Origin of the sequence: Kluyvera genomosp. 3 (assembly GCF_011765685.1) — a bacterium.
In the GTDB taxonomy this organism is placed as follows: Bacteria; Pseudomonadota; Gammaproteobacteria; order Enterobacterales; family Enterobacteriaceae; genus Kluyvera; species Kluyvera georgiana_A.
The window spans coordinates 1,560,489-1,577,713 of the sequence record NZ_CP050321.1; the positions used below are offsets into that span (position 1 = coordinate 1,560,489).

Genomic DNA, 17,225 nt, shown 5'->3' on the forward strand with positions numbered 1-17,225 from the left:
TATTTCATCCAAAACTTGGACAAATATTATTAATTGTGTAAGTTTTAAGTATGCCATCACACGATGTTGTTGCACGACAAGGTAGGATCTATGAGCGCATTGCCATCCGTCATCGACAGGTTTGTTGATTACTACTCCGGGCTGGACAGCCAGCCCGCTTCGGCGCTTGCCGCGATCTATGATGCGGATGCCACGCTTGTCGATCCTTTCGGCACCCATCGCGGGTTGCTGACGATCCAGCGTTATTTCACGCACCTGCTGGCTAACGTCAACGCCTGCCGCTTTGCCATTGAGACGCCGCTGTATGACGCGCCGCGTTGTGCCGTGGCGTGGACCATGCACTGGTCGCATCCCCGCATTGCCGCAGGCGCATCGCTGGCCCTGAAAGGGTGCTCGATGGTTAAGATTCAGGATGACCGGATCGTTCACCAGCGCGATTACTACGATGCCGGCGAGATGCTCTACGAACACCTGCCGGTGCTGGGCTGGGCGGTGCGTGGCGTCAAACGGAGGGTGCGCTCATGATGACTGTCCTCATCACCGGCGCAACCTCCGGTATTGGCGCCGGGCTGGCAAAATCGTGGGCCGATGACGGTTATCACGTCATTGCCTGCGGCCGCGATGCCCTGCGCCTGGAAACGCTGCGCCTGTACAGCCCCAATATCACCGCGCTGCAGTTCGACATGACCGACCTGGATGCCTGTCGCCAGGCGCTTCAGGGGTGCTACGCCGATCTGGTCATTCTCTGTGCCGGAACCTGCGAGTATCTCGAACGCGGCGTCATCGACGCTGAGCGGGTCGCGCGGGTGATGACCACCAACTTCATGGGGCCGGTCAATTGTCTGGAAGCCTTGCAGTCGCAGCTGATTAGCGGCAGCCGCGTGGTGCTGGTGAGTTCAATGGCGCACTGGCTGCACTTCCCTCGGGCGGAAGCCTATGGCGCGTCGAAAGCGGCGTTAAGCTGGTTTGCCGACTGTCTGCGTCTGGACTGGGAGCCGAAAGGCGTTGCCGTTACCGTGGTTTCTCCGGGATTTGTCGATACGCCGCTAACCCGCAAAAACGACTTCCCCATGCCCGCTCAGGTGAGCGTGGAATATGCGGTGAAAGCCATTCGCCGCGGGATTGCGAAAGGGAAAAACCATATCGCCTTCCCGACCGCTTTTGGCATCGCGCTACGCGCGTTAGCCGGGCTTCCCGCATGTCTGCAACGCGTATTGTTACGCAGGATGGTGCGCTCATGAAGATCGCGATTATTGGCAGCGGCATCGCCGGGCTGACCTGCGCCTGGCGGCTCGCCGGCCATCATCAGGTCACCGTTTTTGAAGCGGAAGCGACGCCGGGCGGCCATACCGCGACGGTTGATGTCGCTACGCCGCAGGGACACTACGCCATTGATACCGGCTTTATCGTCTACAACGACCGCACCTATCCGCGTTTTATGGGGCTGCTGAGCGAACTGGGTATCCACGGCCAGAAAACGCAGATGAGTTTCTCGGTACATAACCCGCAAAGCGGCCTTGAATATAACGGCCACACGCTCACCTCGCTGTTCGCCCAGCGACGTAACCTCGTGAACCCGGCATTCTGGGGGCTGCTGAAGGAGATTGTCCGCTTTAATCGTCTGGCCAAACAGGCGTTAAACGATGCCGACCCGTGCGCCACTTTGCAGATGTTCCTCGAAGAGCACCGTTTTGACGCCTTTTTTGCCCGTCATTACATCCTGCCGATGGGCGCGGCAATCTGGTCATCATCGCTACACGAAATGCGCCGTTTTCCGCTGCCGCTGTTTTTACGCTTCTTTGAGCATCACGGCCTGCTGGATATCCGCGACCGTCCACAGTGGTATGTGGTACCCGGCGGCTCGCGGGAGTATATCCGCGCGATGCTGGAACAGTCAGGCGATCGTCTGACGCTGCGCCTCAACGCGCCGGTACAGCAGGTGATTCGCTACGAGGGAGGGGTGAAAATCCAGCTTGAAGACGCCGTCCACGCCTTCGATCAGGTGATTTTCGCCTGCCACTCCCGACAGGCGCTGGCGATGCTGGAGGAACCCACACCTGCCGAGCAAGACGTTCTGGGCGCTATCGGCTGGCAGCGCAATGAGGTGGTGTTACACGGCGACCGCCGCTGGCTGCCGGTGCGTGAACGCGCCTGGGCAAGCTGGAACTATCGGCTGAGCGAACAGGAGCGGGACAGCGCCTGTGTCACCTACAACATGAATATTCTGCAGGGGTTGCCCGCAGGCAGCCCGCTGTTCTGCGTCACGCTCAATCCCGACGCCCCGATTGACGACCGCTACGTCTGGCGACGCTTTGTTTACGAGCACCCGTTGTTTAACCCGGAAAGCTGGCGCGCGCAGGCGCGTCGCAGCGAAATCAACGGACTGCATCGCAGCTGGTTCTGCGGCGCTTACTGGTATAACGGTTTTCACGAGGACGGGGTTCGCAGCGCGCTGGATGTCGTGCACGGAATAGGGGCGCTCAAATGAACAGCTGCCTTTACCAGGGCGTGTTACGCCATCGCCGTTTTCAGCCCAAGGCGCACCAGTTTTGCTACCACGTGTTTATGGCCTGGCTCGATCTGGATGAACTGCCACAGCTTCCCGGCGTGGGGGTGAAGCGCAATCGCTTCGCGGCGGCGGCGTTCTATGATGCGGATTATCCGCTGGGAACGCCGTTAAAAGCGCGCGTGCTGGAGCAGCTTGCCCTGCTGACCGGCGAGCAGCCTGATGGCCGCGTTATGCTGCTGACGCAGTTGCGCTACCTCGGCTTCCATTTTAATCCGGTCAATTTTTACTACTGCTATGACCGTTCAGACAGCCTGCGGTGGGTGCTTGCCGAAGTCCGTAATACGCCGTGGAATGAGCGCCACTACTATGCCGTCGACGCCCAGGCGCTGCGGCCGGTGGAAAAAGCCTTCCATGTCTCGCCGTTTAACCCGATGGACATGATCTATCACTGGCGCTTTAACCCGCCGGGCAAAACGCTGCATATGCACATCGAAAATCATCAGACGGCGAAGATATTTGATGCCACCTTGACGCTGAAACGCGAGCCGCTGACGCGAACAAACCTGCGTTCACTGCTGCTGCGCATCCCGTTGATGACGCTGAAAACCGTACTCGCTATTTACTGGCAGGCGCTGAAGCTGTGGCTCAAGCGCGTGCCGCTATACACCCATCCGTGAGCAGGAGTAAACGATCATGACCGATCCCGTCTTTGCGCTTGAACCCGATATTCCGCGCAACGTCCGCATCGCGCGCTGGTTGCTTTTCCGGCTGCTGAGCGGCATTCGCCACGGCTCGCTGACGGTGCGGGAAGGGGCGCAAGCCTTTCAGTTTGGCGACGCGTCTGCCGCATTGCGCGCCGAAGTGCATATTCTCTCCCCCCGGGTGTACTGGCGGGCGCTGACCGGAGGAAGCCTGGCGGCGGCGGAAGCCTGGATTGACGGCGAGTGGCAAACGCATGACTTAACGTCATTGCTGGAGATCTTTGCGCTCAACGGCAGCACGCTAGGAAAGCTGGAGAACGGCTTTCGTCTGCTGGGCAGGCCCATCGAACGCCTGCGCCACTGGACGCGTCGCAACCATCGCCAGCAGGCGCGAGAAAATATCGCCGCGCATTACGACCTCGGTAATGAATTTTATGCGCACTTTCTCGATGAAGAGCTGCTCTATTCCAGCGCGCTGTTTACTGACGATGAGCAGGCGTTGACGCAGGCTCAGCAGGCCAAAATGGCGCGTCTTTGCGAGCAGCTGGCGCTGACCGCCAGCGATCATCTTCTGGAGATTGGTACGGGGTGGGGCGCGATGGCGGAATTCGCCGCGCGGCATTATGGCTGCCGCGTCACCACCACCACGCTTTCGCAGGAGCAGTTCCTGTGGGCGAAAGCGCGCATTGCCCGCGCCGGGCTTGAGGATCGGGTGCAGGTGTTGCTGTGTGACTATCGCGATCTCACCGGGGAGTTCGACAAACTGGTCTCGGTGGAGATGATTGAGGCCGTCGGCCAACGCTATCTACCCACCTTCTTCCGCACCTGCCAGGCGCGCCTGCGTCCGGGGGGGAAAATGGCGATTCAGGCGATCACCATTCAGGATCAGCGCTATCGTGACTACAGCAAAAGCGTTGATTTTATTCAGCGTTATATCTTCCCCGGCGGTTTTTTGCCCAGCATCACGGTGATGAGCGAACTGATGACGCGGCATACCGATTTCGTGGTGCGCAACCTGTTTGATATGGGGCCGGACTATGCCCGCACGCTGGCGCACTGGCGGCAGCGTTTTACCCACGCCTGGCAGGATATCGAGAAACTGGGCTTCGACGAACGCTTTCGCCGGATGTGGCTGTACTACTTCGGTTACTGCGAGGCCGGTTTCAACGCCCGCACGATAAGCGTGGTGCAACTGACGGCAGAGCGCGTATGAAACGCTATCTGCAGATTTTTCTGTTAGCCGTCGGCTTCGACCTTTACTGGTTTCTGGTGGTGTTCTTTCGGGAGCAAGGACTGGTGTTGTGGCTCGGGATAGCCATTCTGGCCCTGATGCTGCTGCCCACCGCGCGCCGTTTATACGCGTTACTGCTGGCGGTGGCGGGCAGCTGTCTGGATGCGCTCTGGGCGCTGACGGGGCTGATTGATTTTCATGGCGAAGGCGTACTGCCGCTCTGGATGATTGCGCTATGGCTGATGTTCGCGACGGTCTGGACGCAGCTCGCCAGTTCAACCACGCTGCCGGGATGGATACTGGCGCTGATGGCGGTTTGCGGCGGACCGATCGCCTACTGGCTGGGACAACGTCTGGGCGCCATCACCTTTTTGCAACCGACGATTGTCGTCGTCGGCGCGCTGACGACAGGCTGGCTGGTGTTAATGCTGTTATTTCACATTCTGTTGGGGAGACGGCAATGAAATCTGCGCTACTGATGCTGTTGTGTCTGGCCGTCGCTGCGCCATCGGCCGTTGCCGCGGACTGGTTGAGCTGGCGGAAAGTCGGCGACGCGACGCTGACCTGGGGGCCGTTCACGGTCTATACCTCCCAGCTCCGCGCGCCGGACGGGCAATATCACGGGTTAACTCAGGATCAGGCGCTGATCATCACTTACGCCCGGCATATTGAGCGGGAGGATCTGGTTAACGCCACCCGCGAGCAGTGGCAGGCGCAGGGGATTCTGGCGCGTGAGGCGCAGAGTCAGGCCTGGCTGCGCATGCTGGCGGAATTATGGCCGGACGTCGAACCGGGTACGCAGCTGGCCTTCGTGCTGAACGATAAACAGGGGCAATTCTGGTACCGCGCCTCGGCGGCGCAAACGCGCTTTATGCCGCTGGGGCCACGGCAGTCGGCGGATTTCAGCCACAACTTTCTCGCCATCTGGCTCGATCCGCGTACGCAATACCCGGAGCTGCGCCAGCAGCTCACAGGAGGTCAAAAATGAAACGTTTACTGGCTTTAAGTCTGCCCTTAATGATGCAACTGACGGGCTGTAGCGCCGACATCGCCGACTACCGCCAGCAGCAACCTCGGCTGGATATTTTCCAGTATTTCCAGGGGGAAACTCAGGCATGGGGGATGGTTCAGGATCGCAGCGGCAAACAGCTGCGACGTTTCCACGTGGCTATCAATGGCGACGTGGTGGGCAATACCTTAACCCTGAATGAACGGTTTGTTTATGACGATGGCGAGAAGCAGCAGCGGGTGTGGCACATCAGACGGCTTGGCGACGATCGTTATGAGGGAACCGCCGGAGACATCGAAGGGGTCGCCAAAGGGCAGGCGGCGGGAAACGCGTTCAACTGGCATTACAGCATGAATGTGAAAGCCAACGGCAAAACCTGGCTACTGCATTTTGACGACTGGATGTATCTGCAGGATGGCAACCATCTGTTTAACAAAACCGAGATGAAGAAATTCGGTTTCACCGTCGGTACGGTGACGCTGTTCTTCTCCCGTAAAGCGCCATAACGAGGAGGACGCCATGAAAACGCAACCGGTGATTGGGATCAGCAGCTGTTTAACCGGCGCGGCCGTGCGCTTCGACGGCGGCCATAAACGGACGGACTTTGTAATGGACCGGTTGGCGCAGTGGGTCACATTCCGGCCCATTTGCCCGGAGATGGCGATTGGCCTGCCGACCCCCCGCCCGGCGCTGCGGCTGGTGCAAACCACCGCAGGTGATATCCGTATGCGGTTCAGCCACGCGCCTCATGAAGACGTCAGTGAAAAAATGGCCGACTTTAGCGCCGGGTATCTGGCCGGATTAGGCGAGCTATCCGGTTTTATCGTCTGCGCGAAGTCACCCAGCTGTGGTATGGAGCGGGTGCGGCTGTATGACGAGAAGGGCAATCGCGGGCGTAAAGAAGGAACGGGGCTGTTTACCGCCGCGCTGATGGCGAAGTACCCGTGGCTGCCGGTGGAAGAAGACGGGCGGCTGCACGATCCGCTGCTGCGAGAAAACTTTGTTGAGCGGGTCTTTGCGCTGCATGAGCTACAGCAACTGCGTAAAAATGGCCTGACGCGGCGGGCGCTGCTTGATTTTCATAGTCGCTATAAACTGCAGCTGCTGGCGCATCACCAGGCCGGGTATCGGGAGATTGGGCCGTTTGTCGCCTCACTGCATACGTGGGAGGATCTGGACGCATTCTTTGAGGCGTATCGCGATAAGCTGATGGCTATTCTCAAGAAACCGGCGTCGCGTAAAAACCATACCAACGTGTTGATGCATATTCAGGGCTACTTTCGTAATCAGCTCAACACGCGGCAGCGTACGGAGCTGCGGGATGTGATTCTCCATTATCGTGCGGGGGTGCTGCCCATTCTTGCGCCGATGACGCTACTGAAACACTATCTTGCGGAATACCCGGATGGCTATCTGTTGACGCAGAATTATTTCGACCCGTATCCGCAGGACCTGGCGCTGCGTCTGGCGGTGAATTAGCGTTGGGAGAGTCGGCGTCGGTATCTTCCCGCCGCCGACACTGCGTATAATGCGGCGTTAAAATCTTTTAAACAGGACTGCCGTTAATTCTATGAATCTCAACCGCTGGTGTTATTTGCTGCTGGCCCTCGCGGCGATCGCGAGCCTGTTTACCGCGCATCCTGTGATGATGTGGCTGCTGTTGGCGAACCTGCTGACGCTGGTGATTTACGGGGTCGATAAGATGGCGGCTCGCAAGGACTGGCGAAGAGTGCCGGAAGCGACGTTGCTGTTCTTTGGCGTGGTAGGGGGATGGGTTGGCGCGATGATCGGGCAGCAAGTTTTTCGCCATAAAACCCAAAAGCAGCCCTTTAAAACCTACTTTATGATCAGCGTCATCGTCAGTATCTCTGCCACCATCGCCATCTATTATTTCTCGCCGTTTCGCGCTTTCTGACCCTCAACGCATTCTGCCCGCGGTCATGCTAACCCGCGGGCGTTATCTCTCATTGACACCCTAAATGGGTCATTGTATAAAACTCCGCCTCAGTAATGAGTTTCATTTACATTAAAAAAAGACCACCCGGTTTTCGATAACCCTTTTGATGAAGGATAGCGTTTAAATGAAAAAGACCCTCTGCGCGTTGGGCCTGGTGTTGGCGTCGGTCAGCTCGGCTATGGCCACGACCTATCCTCTGACCATTGAAAACTGCGGCTATCAAGAGACGTTCAGCAAACCGCCGGAGCGCGTTGTGGCGCTGGGGCAAAATACGGTGGAGATTTTGCTGCTGCTCGGCCTGCAAAATAACGTGGTCGCCAGCGCCTTCTGGCCAACGAAGGTGCTGCCGCAGCTGGCGAAGCAGAATGAAAAAATCAAACTGTTGACGGTGGAGATTCCTACGCTTGAATCTATTCTGGCGCAAAACCCTGATTTTGTTCCGTCACAAAACCCCCTCTTATTAGGCCCGGAAAGTAAGGTCGCTAAACGCGAAGACTTCGCGACCCTCGGCGTAAACAGCTATGTTTCACCCGGCATGTGCGCCACCAAAAAAGGCACGGGCGATATGTACGGCAGCCGCCAGCAGCTCTGGGACATGACCTGGCTGTATAAAGAGATTGAAGACTTCGCCACCATTTTTAATGTGCAGGACCGGGGCACCGCGCTGGTGGCGGATTTCAAAAAGCGTGAAAATGCGCTGCGCGCGGAGTTCAGCAAGAATAAAAAAGATCTCTCCTTCGTCTTCTGGTTCTCCAGCGCATCGCCTTCAGCTGATGCCTACGTTGGGGGAAAAAATAGCGCCTCGGGCTTTATCGCCAACGTGCTGGGCGGCCATAACGCCATTACGTCTGAAACCGAATGGCCGACGGTAAGCTGGGAAAGCATTATCGCGGCAAACCCGGATGTGATTGTGGTCTCCAGCCTCGACCGTAACCGCTGGGCGCTGGATAACGCAGAAGAAAAAATCAAATTCCTGAAAACCGATCCGGCGGTCAGCCAGCTGGATGCGGTGAAAAAAGGCCATATCGTGGTGATGGACGGGCAGGCGATGAACCCGACCATCCGCACTCTTTACGGCGCTGAACAGGTGGGCGAACAGCTCAGAAAACTGGGGCTCAACTGATGACGGCTGCCGCTATTGCGTCGCGACAGGGGCTGTTTCTGACCACCTCGTGCCTGTTATCTATCATCTTGTTATTATTGGTGATTGCGGTTGGCGTCAGCGTGGGAGAGCTTGCCATCCCGCTGCAAAACGTCTTTTACGCCATCGGTAATAAGATGGGGCTGACCGACGTTCCGCTTAATCGTATCTATGAAAGCGTGATTTGGGACTTTCGCCTGAGCCGCGCGCTGGTAGCGGCTTGCTGTGGCGCGGGGCTGGCTATCTGCGGCGCGGTGTTACAGAGCCTGCTGAAGAATGCGCTGGCGGAACCCTATGTCCTCGGCGTTTCTGCCGGGGCGTCGACGGGGGCGGTTTCCGTGGTCGTGCTGGGTATCGGCACCGGCGCGGTATCGCTGTCCGCCGGGGCGTTTGCCGGGGCCTTTGCCGCTTTTGCCTTCGTGGCTTTTCTGACCAACGGTGCCCGTGGGGGGAACGAACGAACTATTCTGGCGGGCGTTGCCGCTTCTCAGCTGTTCAACGCTATTACCGCCTACACCATCAGCACCTCCGCCAGCGCGCAGCAGGCGCGTGACGTGATGTTCTGGCTGCTGGGCAGTTTTAGCGGCGTGCGCTGGCCGGAATTCCAGCTGGTGCTGGTGGTGGTGGTGATTGGCCTGGCCGTTTGTTTGTATTATTCCCGGGCGCTGGATGCATTCACCTTTGGCGACGATGCCGCCGCCTCGCTGGGGATCGCGGTCCCCTGGGTGCGCCTCATCCTCTTTACCACCACCGCGCTTATCACCGCGACCATCGTCAGCATGGCCGGCTCGATTGGTTTCGTTGGGCTGGTGGTGCCCCACGTGATGCGCTTCTTCTTTGGCCCGCTACACCGCACGTTGCTGATTGCCTGCGCGCTGGCCGGGGCGATTTTAATGGTGCTGGCGGATATCGCCTCTCGCCTGCTGATTGCGCCGCAAAGCCTGCCGGTAGGCGTGGTGACGGCGCTGGTCGGCGTGCCATTCTTTGCCATCATTATCTACCGTTCAAGGAATAAGTGATGAGTATCTGCGCTGAACATATTACCTGGAAGGTCGGTAAAAAGGTCATCGTCAACGACGTTTCGCTACAGGTTGCGCGCGGTGAAACCGTGGGGCTGCTTGGCCCTAACGGCTGCGGCAAATCGTCGCTGCTGCGCATTCTTGCAGGCCTGCGTCGCCCGGATGCGGGCTGCGTGACGCTCGACGGTAAAGACATTGCGAAGATGGCGAAAAAGCAGCTTGCTCGCCGGGTGGCGTTTGTTGAGCAGCACGGTATGACCGAAGCCAATATGCGCGTTCGCGACGTGGTCAAACTGGGGCGAATTCCGCATCATACGCCGTTTTCTAACTGGAGCACGCACGATGACGAAACCGTCACCGCGGCGCTGCAGCGCGTTGATATGCTGGATAAAAGCGAGCAGGGGTGGCTGAGTTTGTCCGGCGGGGAGCGTCAGCGGGTGCATATCGCCCGTGCTTTGGCGCAGACGCCGACGGAAATCCTGCTTGATGAACCGACCAACCACCTCGATATTCATCACCAGATGCAGTTAATGCAGCTGATTAGCGAACTGCTGGTGACCAGCATTGTGGCTATTCACGATCTGAACCATGCCGCCATGTTCTGCGATTCGCTGATTGTGATGCAAAAAGGGCAAATTATCGCCAGCGGAACGCCGCAGGATATTCTCAGTGAGGAACTGCTGTGGGATGTTTTTCGCGTGAAGACCAAAATTGAGATTTCCCGCTTCCATGGTAAAAAACATATCCACTTTATTGTTTAAGGCCGGATAATTGCATGCTGCGTTTTCCCCTGCGCCCCGCCACGACGCTCTGGCCGCCGGTATTACTGGGTAGCCAGTTTGTCTTTAATATCGGCTTCTATGCGGTAGTGCCGTTTCTCGCGATATTTCTGCGCGACGACATGCTGCTTTCCGGTGGGCTGATTGGCCTGATTCTGGGGCTGCGTACTTTCTCACAGCAGGGGATGTTTATTATCGGCGGCGCGCTCTCCGACCGGTTTGGCGCGCGTGCGATTATCCTGATTGGCTGTGTTATCCGGGTTGTGGGATATCTGCTGTTGGCGCTGGGCCAATCGCTGTGGCCGATTATTCTGGGAGCCTGCCTGACGGGGATCGGCGGGGCGCTGTTCTCACCCTCCATTGAAGCCTTGCTGGCCAAAGCGGGAACACAAAGTGAGGCGAGCGGCAAACGCAGCCGCGCGGAGTGGTTCGCGCTGTTTGCGGTCTGCGGTGAGCTTGGTGCCGTCCTGGGGCCCGCGTTGGGCGCGCTGCTGACGGGCCTTGGTTTTCGCCAGGTTGCGCTGGCGGGGGCAGGGGTGTTTATCGTTGCGCTGGTTCTGCTCTCCTTCGCTTTGCCCGCCGCGCCGCGCCGCACGCAGAAGATCAACATTCTGCCGTGGTGGACGACATTTCGTCAGCCGCGTTTCGTGGCGTTTATTATTGCCTACAGTTCGTGGCTGCTAAGCTATAACCAACTCTATCTGGCGCTGCCCGTTGAGATCCAGCGCGCGGGCGGTAGTGAAAAAGATCTCGGGCCGCTGTTTATGCTCGCCTCGCTGCTGATAGTGACGTTGCAGCTGCCGTTGGCGCGAGTTGCTCATCGCGTGGGGGCCGTCAGGATCCTGCCGGTGGGCTTTTTGCTGCTCTCCACCGCTTTCGCCAGCGTGGCGCTGTTCGCCTCGACGCCGCCGGCAGAAGGCTGGCAGCGATTGATTCCGTCGATATGTTTTGTGACGCTGCTGACCTTAGGGCAAATGCTGCTGGTGCCGTCGGCTAAGGATCTGATCCCCCGTTTTGCTGAGGAGTCGACGCTTGGCGCGCACTATGGCGCGCTCGCTACTGCCGGCGGCGTCGCGGTGCTGGCGGGGAATTTAGCGTTTGGCGGGCTGCTTGACGAGGCGCTGACCCCCTCAACGCAGGCCATCTATCCCTGGCTTTTGCTGGCGCTGTTTCCCCTGTGTAGCGCCGTGGCGATGGTGCTGATTTGCCGCCCGTTGCTCACCAAAACCCGATTTGGTTAAGGAAGCTGCCCAGGCCTTCGCAGGTGTATTGCTGTTAACTGGCTGCGTGGTGGGAAATCGGAATTGCTTCGATGACGACAATGTTTTGCCATAAGGATCCCGATATGAATCGTTTTTATCAACTCACCGCGACGAGTCTGGATGGTCAGCTTATCCCGATGGCCGACTACGCCGGTAAGCTGGTTCTGGTAGTCAATACTGCCAGCCATTGTGGCTTCACGCCGCAATACGCAGGTCTTGAAGCGCTCTACAAGAAGTATGCCGACCAGGGGCTGGTGGTGCTGGGTTTTCCCTGCAACCAGTTTGGTCAGCAGGAACCCGGAAATGCAGATGACATCGCGCAGACCTGCCACATCAACTATGGTGTGAGCTTCCCGATGTTCGAGAAAGTGGAAGTCAACGGTGCGGCGGCGCACCCGGTGTTTTGTTATCTGAAGGATGCGTTGCCCGGCGTGCTGGGTGGGCGAATCAAGTGGAACTTCACCAAGTTTCTGATTGGCCGCGACGGCAAACCGCTTAAACGTTTTGCGCCGTTGACGACCCCGGAGAAAATGGAAGCTGCAATTAAGGCCGCGCTTGATATCTGAGTTTCCTGTTATTTAATTTTATTTCAGGATGCTCGGGCGGAGCTTAAAAAAACAAACAGGACTGATGCTGTCGATATCGCGATCTTTAAAATTGATGCTCATCACATTGACGCGTTCTTAAATGAATTTAACTTAAATCTCTTTCTATACTCTTTATTTGTTCATCTTTTCCGAGGAATAAATAATGTTCGATCATGTGAAATTCGGCGTAAGTGATTACGAAAAAAGTAAAACGTTCTTCCTCAACGCGCTTCAGCCGCTTGGCGTGAAGCTTATCGATGAAGGCACACCGGATTACGGTGTTGAAATGAGTTCCGACAATGTTTCACTTTGCCTGTTCCACACGAATGACAAACCGGCTCCTCTGCATCTGGCGTTTGTCGCCAAAACCCGGCAGCAAGTTGATGAGTTTTACAATGCCGCTTTGCGTGCGGGCGCCCAGGATAACGGAGCGCCAGGCTTACGTTCCTACGGTGAAAACTACTATGCGGCATTTGTCATTGCCCCTGATGGTCATAATATTGAGGCGGTCTGCCATGCGCCGGGATGATTAAAGGCCAGCTATCCGAGGGATTGGGACGGGGAGGGGCATTTTTTGACTGTGATAAATGTTGGGTAAACGTCGTCTGGCTGTTTACCTCATACCGGCAGGTAAAGAAACTGTGCATCCGGGAAACGGCGGATGCTACGGGATACCATGCTTCGCAGTTTGCGCCAGGAGCGAACAATGCAAACCTTGCGAGGGCGTTAATTTACAACGGGAACGTCGTCGAGGTGTTTAACAAAACGCTTCCTCACTTCCTGATAACCATTATCTTCATAAAACTTGTGTGCTCTGACTCTTCTTTCACTGCTTGAAAGCTCAATTTGAGAACATCCTTTCTCCAGGGCGATTTGCTCAGCGGCGATGAGGAGCTTCCGCCCGATCCCTGCCCCTCGCAATGATTCATCTATGACCAGAGCTGAAATTAATGCCCATAAGCTATTTTCATGCAGAGGCGTGATAAAATTCATCACAATAACCCCGCAAAGTTCTTTTTCTGATTCGGCAACCAATATGCTAAGACCGGTATGCTCCTGCGCAATGTGCTTTTCTAAGCGTTCTCCCTCTGTTTGATATCCCAGTTGCAGAAACAACTTACTTAGAGAGGGTATATCTTTTAACTTTGGCGTCCTGATTAAGACCATGCCATAACCTCCTTCATAATCGTTTAGTGAAAAGTTGGTGGTTCTTTTGTAGGGATACTTACAGTAGTAGGTGAAATGGTCAGTTCCAGTATTCATATTTCGCCGTCATTACGGCGTTATGTTTGTCGACATATTGTTTACCTGTCCGATCGGTTGGGGTGATCGTAATATCCATATTGGCATGAGTGCACTCTCCATGTGTGTTCCACTCCTCGCAGGTGGTCAGATTTTTTTCGATGGTGAAATAGGTTTGGGTCTTGCTCAGGGTCAACTCGCGGCCCTGGTTATCATAGCCATACTCTTCTATGGTTGAGGGTGACTGGGTTTTGATCAGGCGATGATGGTCATCATAACTGTATACAATCGTATTATTATCTATCGCCATACTTCCTTTGCTTGTTGCGCTTGCCAGTAATCCTGACGAATTGAAGGCGTAGTCGATTGTGCTCACTGTGGTTTTGTCTTTATCTTCCGGTTTTGTGGCCGCGATAATTGATCGATTAATCGCGCGGCTGATAATTCCTTTATTGTTAAGCTGGTACATTCCCTCAAGAGTCTGCTGATATACCTGTGTGGTTTTCTGGCTTTTCTTATCGGTTATGACCCCGTTTGAGTCTCCCTGGATGCTCCAGCCAAATTCTGTTTTATTCAACTGAATTTCAGAGGTTGCCGTGAAAACGGTTTCCTGGCCTGTTGAGGTTTTGACCTCTTTCATATGGCCGCCAATTAGCTCACCGCATTGACTGAAGTTGCTTTGAACCGATGTGCGGAGATACCCATCAGGACTATCAATAGTCATTGATACAGATTTGGGAATTTCAGTTCTTGTCTGCTGGCTCAGAAGGATGAAGTTGTTCAGTTTGTTTTTAGCGAAGGTTTCCCCAGTGCATTGTGCTGCATAAGCCTGAAATGTGCAGAGGGATAAGAAAGTAATAAACAGGTTTTTATTATTAAATGACACTATGTGTTGTCCTCGTGAACCGATCAGTTATTCAGATTTGGTTACGTTAGCGCAGTTTTGTTTCCTTGGATGCTCGTCAGATTTGACTCACTTGTCAATCAGTGAATTCACCGTAATCTGGCTACATGCTTTGTACAATCAGGTCTGCTCCTCGCTCATAGGAACCTTCAGTTCTGTTAGCTTGTCTGCTCAGTGCTAAAAGCGAACCGTTTTGTTTTGGAGCATCATGTTTATTGACTGATTGCCGATAATGATGCGTACAGATGATTTTTGTGGGAAGAATTTATTGTTAATTTTATGTTAATGTTTTAGTCTGATTGCAATTTATATTAAAAAAAACAGCCAATGTAACCTGACTATTCAAGGAGATATGATGATTTTGCAGCAGGCTCCTCAGCTAGAGACTGAGCGCTTAATTCTAAAACATTTCACGTTGGAAGATTTTTCTGCTCTTCAGGCATGCTGGGCTGATCCAGAAATGGTTAAGATAAATGGCGGGGAAGTTCCCACGTCAGAAGCAGTATGGGCTCGCTTGTTACGTTATATAGGCCACTGGCATGCGTTAGGCTATGGTTACTGGGCCGTTTTTGAGAAAGCGACCCATCTTTATATTGGCGCTTTTGGGTTTCAGGATGCGCATCGTAATATTGAGCCAGCATTAACCTATCCAGAAGCCGGATGGACAATCATCGCAGAAATGCGCGGAAAGGGTTACGCCAATGAGGCATTGGCAGCGATCTTAGGCTGGGCCGACCAGACATTTACCTCCCCGGTATGCTGTATTATTGCGGAAGAAAACCAGCGTTCAAATTATTTGGCTGAGCGATTTGGTTTTCAATACCAGAATCATGTTAAATACCATAATAGAAATGTACGCCTGTTAATCCGTCCACTGTCCTCTGTTTAGTTTCAATTAAGTGTCAACTTTGCCATTGTCAAAAAAATGAAAATCAGGAGTGTTCATGTGATTCAAATGGATCACTGGTTATGGAGAAAAAGTAATCCTGTGATTCCTGACAGAATGTCCGCTCCTCGCTGACACCCCTATCACAACTTTCCTGACACGTAATTCAGACGAAAAAGTTACCTGTTCAGTGGTGTAATGGGGGCTAGCTCGCTGCATGTCGGTACGCTTTCCCGCGGAGATGTCATTAATACGCCAGAGCTTGCCCGAAAAGATCTGCGCGTTTTGCAGAAACTAAGTAAAGAGCTGCCAGAATGGGTATTTATTTACCGGGCAGCAGAGCAAGAATACGGGTTACCAGCACTCATTATGAATAAGGGCGTAACATACTTTTACATCAGATAGTCAGTACAAAGGCTATCTGGTTAAAGCCGCCGACAACTGGCCGGGCAAAAATTCGAATGCTGAATCAGTTATGACAGACGCTATAAATTATTCATAATAAAAATAATTCCCCGCGAGCCTGACATAAGGAACTGCATCACCATCATGCTAATAAAATGGACTAAACGCTTTGTTTTGCTGGTGGTTTTCGTACTGCTTGGCGTGCTGGGTACGCGTGTTTACGACATCCAGAGCCAGCCTGCATTGCAGCGCTGGCATACCTTTGTGCCGCACGAGATGCGCGCGAAAGAGATAGATAAAGCCAGCTGGCAGGATTACATCAATGCGGAAAACCGTCTTTTTGAGGCAGTTCGCGTCAATGTCACCGACAAGTTGGCCCCTGATGAGCAGATCCCCTTCAATCGCTATTACGCCAAAAGCGCGAATTATCCTGGACATTTTGCCGTCGACTGGAATCGCTCCTTTATCCTGAAACCGCAGGGCCAGCCGAAAGGGGCGGTGGTGTTACTGCATGGGCTCACCGACTCGCCCTACAGCATGCGGCACATCGCGATAAACTATCAGCAGCACGGCTACGTGGCGATTGGCATTCGTTTACCCGCGCACGGCACGGTACCCGGAGCTCTCACGGATGTGGACTGGCAAGACTGGGCTGCTGCCACCCGGCTGGCGGTACGAGAGGCAAAAGCGCTGACGGCAAAACAGCTGCCATTGCATCTGGTGGGATATTCAAACGGTGGGGCGCTGGCGCTGAAATACGCGTTGGATGCGCTGGATGACCCCTCGCTGGCGAAACCGCAGCAGGTGATTCTGATCTCACCGATGATTGGCATTACCGCTTTTGCCCGTTTTGCCGGGGTTGCGGGCTGGCCGGCGGTGTTTCCGGCATTTGCTAAAGCCGCGTGGCTTGGCATTGTCCCCGAATATAATCCTTTTAAATACAACTCGTTCCCGGTCAATGCCGCACGTCAGTCTTACGGGCTAACCCAGGCGCTGCAAACGCAGCTGCTTGCCGCTTCCCGACAACACACGCTGAATGCGCTGCCGCCGATACTGACCTTCCAGTCGGTAGTGGATTCGACGGTCAGCAGCGCCGCCGTCATTTCCGGCTTATATGAAAGGCTGCCGGCAAACGGCAGTGAAGTGGTGCTGTTTGACCTGAACCCGGCGGCGAGCGTGACGCCATTGCTGCGGGCCTCGTCGACGACGGCGCTCTCCCGGATGCTGCCCTCGCCACCGCGAAAATACGGCGTCACCATCGTGTCGACCGCCTCGACAACCTCCACCGATAGCGAAGCGCGCACTCTTCCTGCGGGTGAGGTGAATGACATGGTTGAACCGCTGGGCATTGACTATCCGCGCGATATTTACTCGCTATCCCACATTGCGCTACCGTTCCCGATGAGTGATTCCCTCTATGGACGTTACCCCGAACCGCGAAATGAATTTGGGATTAGCCTGGGCACCTTCGCCGCACGCGGTGAGCGTTCGACGCTGGTCGTGGAACTGGATTTCTTGATGCGAATGTCATCTAACCCATTCTTCCCCTATATGATTAATCGTGTTGACCACACCATGACTCCTTAGAGCATC

General features: G+C 55.1%; 19 protein-coding genes and 1 pseudogene. 18 read left to right on the top strand and 2 right to left on the bottom strand.

The features are described 5' to 3' along the window. Nucleotides 1-90: 90 nt before the first annotated feature. The 16 genes and pseudogenes from GY169_RS07310 (at nt 91) to GY169_RS07385 (ending at nt 12,724) form a co-directional block, all read left to right on the top strand. The gene (locus tag GY169_RS07310) at nt 91-525 is read left to right on the top strand and encodes a nuclear transport factor 2 family protein (RefSeq protein ID WP_163449069.1); all 435 of its coding nucleotides are present in this window, start codon (nt 91-93) and stop codon (nt 523-525) included. Next, nucleotides 522-1,241 (top strand): SDR family NAD(P)-dependent oxidoreductase, encoded by a 720-nt coding sequence (locus GY169_RS07315; RefSeq protein WP_163449068.1) that lies wholly within the window; start codon nt 522-524, stop codon nt 1,239-1,241. The genes GY169_RS07310 and GY169_RS07315 overlap by 4 nt, the downstream gene beginning before the upstream one ends. Beyond that, nucleotides 1,238-2,488 (top strand): NAD(P)/FAD-dependent oxidoreductase, encoded by a 1,251-nt coding sequence (locus GY169_RS07320; protein WP_167575357.1) that lies wholly within the window; start codon nt 1,238-1,240, stop codon nt 2,486-2,488. Before GY169_RS07315 ends, GY169_RS07320 begins: the two co-directional genes overlap by 4 nt. Beyond that, nucleotides 2,485-3,206, top strand: a pseudogene (locus tag GY169_RS07325) (DUF1365 domain-containing protein). Before GY169_RS07320 ends, GY169_RS07325 begins: the two are co-directional and overlap by 4 nt. Further along, the gene (locus GY169_RS07330) at nt 3,203-4,423 is read left to right on the top strand and encodes an SAM-dependent methyltransferase (protein ID WP_167575359.1); all 1,221 of its coding nucleotides are present in this window, start codon (nt 3,203-3,205) and stop codon (nt 4,421-4,423) included. Before GY169_RS07325 ends, GY169_RS07330 begins: the two are co-directional and overlap by 4 nt. Further along, on the top strand, nt 4,420-4,905 hold the full coding sequence (locus GY169_RS07335; RefSeq protein WP_163449064.1) for a DUF2878 domain-containing protein: 486 nt from the start codon (nt 4,420-4,422) through the stop codon (nt 4,903-4,905). The genes GY169_RS07330 and GY169_RS07335 overlap by 4 nt, the downstream gene beginning before the upstream one ends. Continuing rightward, entirely contained in the window at nt 4,902-5,429 is a 528-nt protein-coding gene (locus GY169_RS07340; protein WP_167575360.1) for a hypothetical protein, read from the top strand. Before GY169_RS07335 ends, GY169_RS07340 begins: the two co-directional genes overlap by 4 nt. Next, a complete protein-coding gene (locus GY169_RS07345) occupies nt 5,426-5,956 on the top strand; it encodes a DUF3833 domain-containing protein (RefSeq protein WP_167575361.1) in 531 nt (176 codons plus the stop codon). The genes GY169_RS07340 and GY169_RS07345 overlap by 4 nt, the downstream gene beginning before the upstream one ends. Nucleotides 5,957-5,969: 13 nt before the next feature. Continuing rightward, nucleotides 5,970-6,929, top strand: a complete 960-nt coding sequence (locus GY169_RS07350) for a YbgA family protein (RefSeq protein WP_167575362.1) — start codon at nt 5,970-5,972, stop codon at nt 6,927-6,929. A gap of 91 nt (nt 6,930-7,020) precedes the next feature. After that, complete coding sequence (locus tag GY169_RS07355) at nt 7,021-7,365, top strand: DUF1294 domain-containing protein (RefSeq protein ID WP_167575363.1); 345 nt, start codon at nt 7,021-7,023, stop codon at nt 7,363-7,365. 166 nt (nt 7,366-7,531) lie between these two features. Then, nucleotides 7,532-8,530, top strand: a complete 999-nt coding sequence (locus tag GY169_RS07360) for an ABC transporter substrate-binding protein (RefSeq protein WP_163449060.1) — start codon at nt 7,532-7,534, stop codon at nt 8,528-8,530. Continuing rightward, nucleotides 8,530-9,567 carry a FecCD family ABC transporter permease gene (locus GY169_RS07365; protein WP_163449059.1) on the top strand — a complete coding sequence of 346 codons (1,038 nt, stop codon included), beginning with the start codon at nt 8,530-8,532 and terminating at the stop codon, nt 9,565-9,567. The genes GY169_RS07360 and GY169_RS07365 overlap by 1 nt, the downstream gene beginning before the upstream one ends. Further along, complete coding sequence (locus GY169_RS07370; protein WP_167575364.1) at nt 9,567-10,328, top strand: ABC transporter ATP-binding protein; 762 nt, start codon at nt 9,567-9,569, stop codon at nt 10,326-10,328. Before GY169_RS07365 ends, GY169_RS07370 begins: the two co-directional genes overlap by 1 nt. 14 nt (nt 10,329-10,342) lie before the next feature. Further along, complete coding sequence (locus GY169_RS07375) at nt 10,343-11,587, top strand: MDR family MFS transporter (protein ID WP_163449057.1); 1,245 nt, start codon at nt 10,343-10,345, stop codon at nt 11,585-11,587. A gap of 104 nt (nt 11,588-11,691) precedes the next feature. After that, on the top strand, nt 11,692-12,174 hold the full coding sequence (locus GY169_RS07380; protein ID WP_163449056.1) for a glutathione peroxidase: 483 nt from the start codon (nt 11,692-11,694) through the stop codon (nt 12,172-12,174). Nucleotides 12,175-12,358: 184 nt separating this feature from the next. Then, complete coding sequence (locus GY169_RS07385; RefSeq protein WP_163449055.1) at nt 12,359-12,724, top strand: VOC family protein; 366 nt, start codon at nt 12,359-12,361, stop codon at nt 12,722-12,724. A gap of 197 nt (nt 12,725-12,921) precedes the next feature. On the opposite strand, the gene GY169_RS07390 is transcribed toward GY169_RS07385, so the two are convergent. Next, entirely contained in the window at nt 12,922-13,362 is a 441-nt protein-coding gene (locus GY169_RS07390) for a GNAT family N-acetyltransferase (protein WP_167577254.1), read from the bottom strand. Nucleotides 13,363-13,441: 79 nt separating this feature from the next. Then, the gene (locus GY169_RS07395; protein WP_163449054.1) at nt 13,442-14,323 is read right to left on the bottom strand and encodes a hypothetical protein; all 882 of its coding nucleotides are present in this window, start codon (nt 14,321-14,323) and stop codon (nt 13,442-13,444) included. A 373-nt stretch (nt 14,324-14,696) separates the two neighbouring features. On the opposite strand from GY169_RS07395, the gene GY169_RS07400 reads away from it, so the two are divergent. Together GY169_RS07400 and GY169_RS07405 are read left to right on the top strand one after the other, a co-directional pair. Continuing rightward, a complete protein-coding gene (locus GY169_RS07400; RefSeq protein WP_163449089.1) occupies nt 14,697-15,230 on the top strand; it encodes a GNAT family N-acetyltransferase in 534 nt (177 codons plus the stop codon). Nucleotides 15,231-15,776: 546 nt separating this feature from the next. Continuing rightward, a complete protein-coding gene (locus GY169_RS07405) occupies nt 15,777-17,219 on the top strand; it encodes an alpha/beta hydrolase (protein ID WP_167575365.1) in 1,443 nt (480 codons plus the stop codon). Nucleotides 17,220-17,225 lie beyond the last annotated feature (6 nt).

Excerpts from the sequence above, each read along its gene's own strand:
- GY169_RS07310 (WP_163449069.1), top strand. The coding sequence starts at position 91 with ATGAGCGCATTGCCATCCGTCATCGACAGGTTTGTTGATTACTACTCC.
- GY169_RS07315 (WP_163449068.1), top strand. The coding sequence starts at position 522 with ATGATGACTGTCCTCATCACCGGCGCAACCTCCGGTATTGGCGCCGGG.
- GY169_RS07320 (WP_167575357.1), top strand. The coding sequence starts at position 1,238 with ATGAAGATCGCGATTATTGGCAGCGGCATCGCCGGGCTGACCTGCGCC.
- GY169_RS07330 (WP_167575359.1), top strand. The coding sequence starts at position 3,203 with ATGACCGATCCCGTCTTTGCGCTTGAACCCGATATTCCGCGCAACGTC.
- GY169_RS07335 (WP_163449064.1), top strand. The coding sequence starts at position 4,420 with ATGAAACGCTATCTGCAGATTTTTCTGTTAGCCGTCGGCTTCGACCTT.
- GY169_RS07340 (WP_167575360.1), top strand. The coding sequence starts at position 4,902 with ATGAAATCTGCGCTACTGATGCTGTTGTGTCTGGCCGTCGCTGCGCCA.
- GY169_RS07345 (WP_167575361.1), top strand. The coding sequence starts at position 5,426 with ATGAAACGTTTACTGGCTTTAAGTCTGCCCTTAATGATGCAACTGACG.
- GY169_RS07350 (WP_167575362.1), top strand. The coding sequence starts at position 5,970 with ATGAAAACGCAACCGGTGATTGGGATCAGCAGCTGTTTAACCGGCGCG.
- GY169_RS07355 (WP_167575363.1), top strand. The coding sequence starts at position 7,021 with ATGAATCTCAACCGCTGGTGTTATTTGCTGCTGGCCCTCGCGGCGATC.
- GY169_RS07360 (WP_163449060.1), top strand. The coding sequence starts at position 7,532 with ATGAAAAAGACCCTCTGCGCGTTGGGCCTGGTGTTGGCGTCGGTCAGC.
- GY169_RS07365 (WP_163449059.1), top strand. The coding sequence starts at position 8,530 with ATGACGGCTGCCGCTATTGCGTCGCGACAGGGGCTGTTTCTGACCACC.
- GY169_RS07370 (WP_167575364.1), top strand. The coding sequence starts at position 9,567 with ATGAGTATCTGCGCTGAACATATTACCTGGAAGGTCGGTAAAAAGGTC.
- GY169_RS07375 (WP_163449057.1), top strand. The coding sequence starts at position 10,343 with ATGCTGCGTTTTCCCCTGCGCCCCGCCACGACGCTCTGGCCGCCGGTA.
- GY169_RS07380 (WP_163449056.1), top strand. The coding sequence starts at position 11,692 with ATGAATCGTTTTTATCAACTCACCGCGACGAGTCTGGATGGTCAGCTT.
- GY169_RS07385 (WP_163449055.1), top strand. The coding sequence starts at position 12,359 with ATGTTCGATCATGTGAAATTCGGCGTAAGTGATTACGAAAAAAGTAAA.
- GY169_RS07390 (WP_167577254.1), bottom strand. The coding sequence starts at position 13,362 with ATGGTCTTAATCAGGACGCCAAAGTTAAAAGATATACCCTCTCTAAGT.
- GY169_RS07400 (WP_163449089.1), top strand. The coding sequence starts at position 14,697 with ATGATTTTGCAGCAGGCTCCTCAGCTAGAGACTGAGCGCTTAATTCTA.
- GY169_RS07405 (WP_167575365.1), top strand. The coding sequence starts at position 15,777 with ATGCTAATAAAATGGACTAAACGCTTTGTTTTGCTGGTGGTTTTCGTA.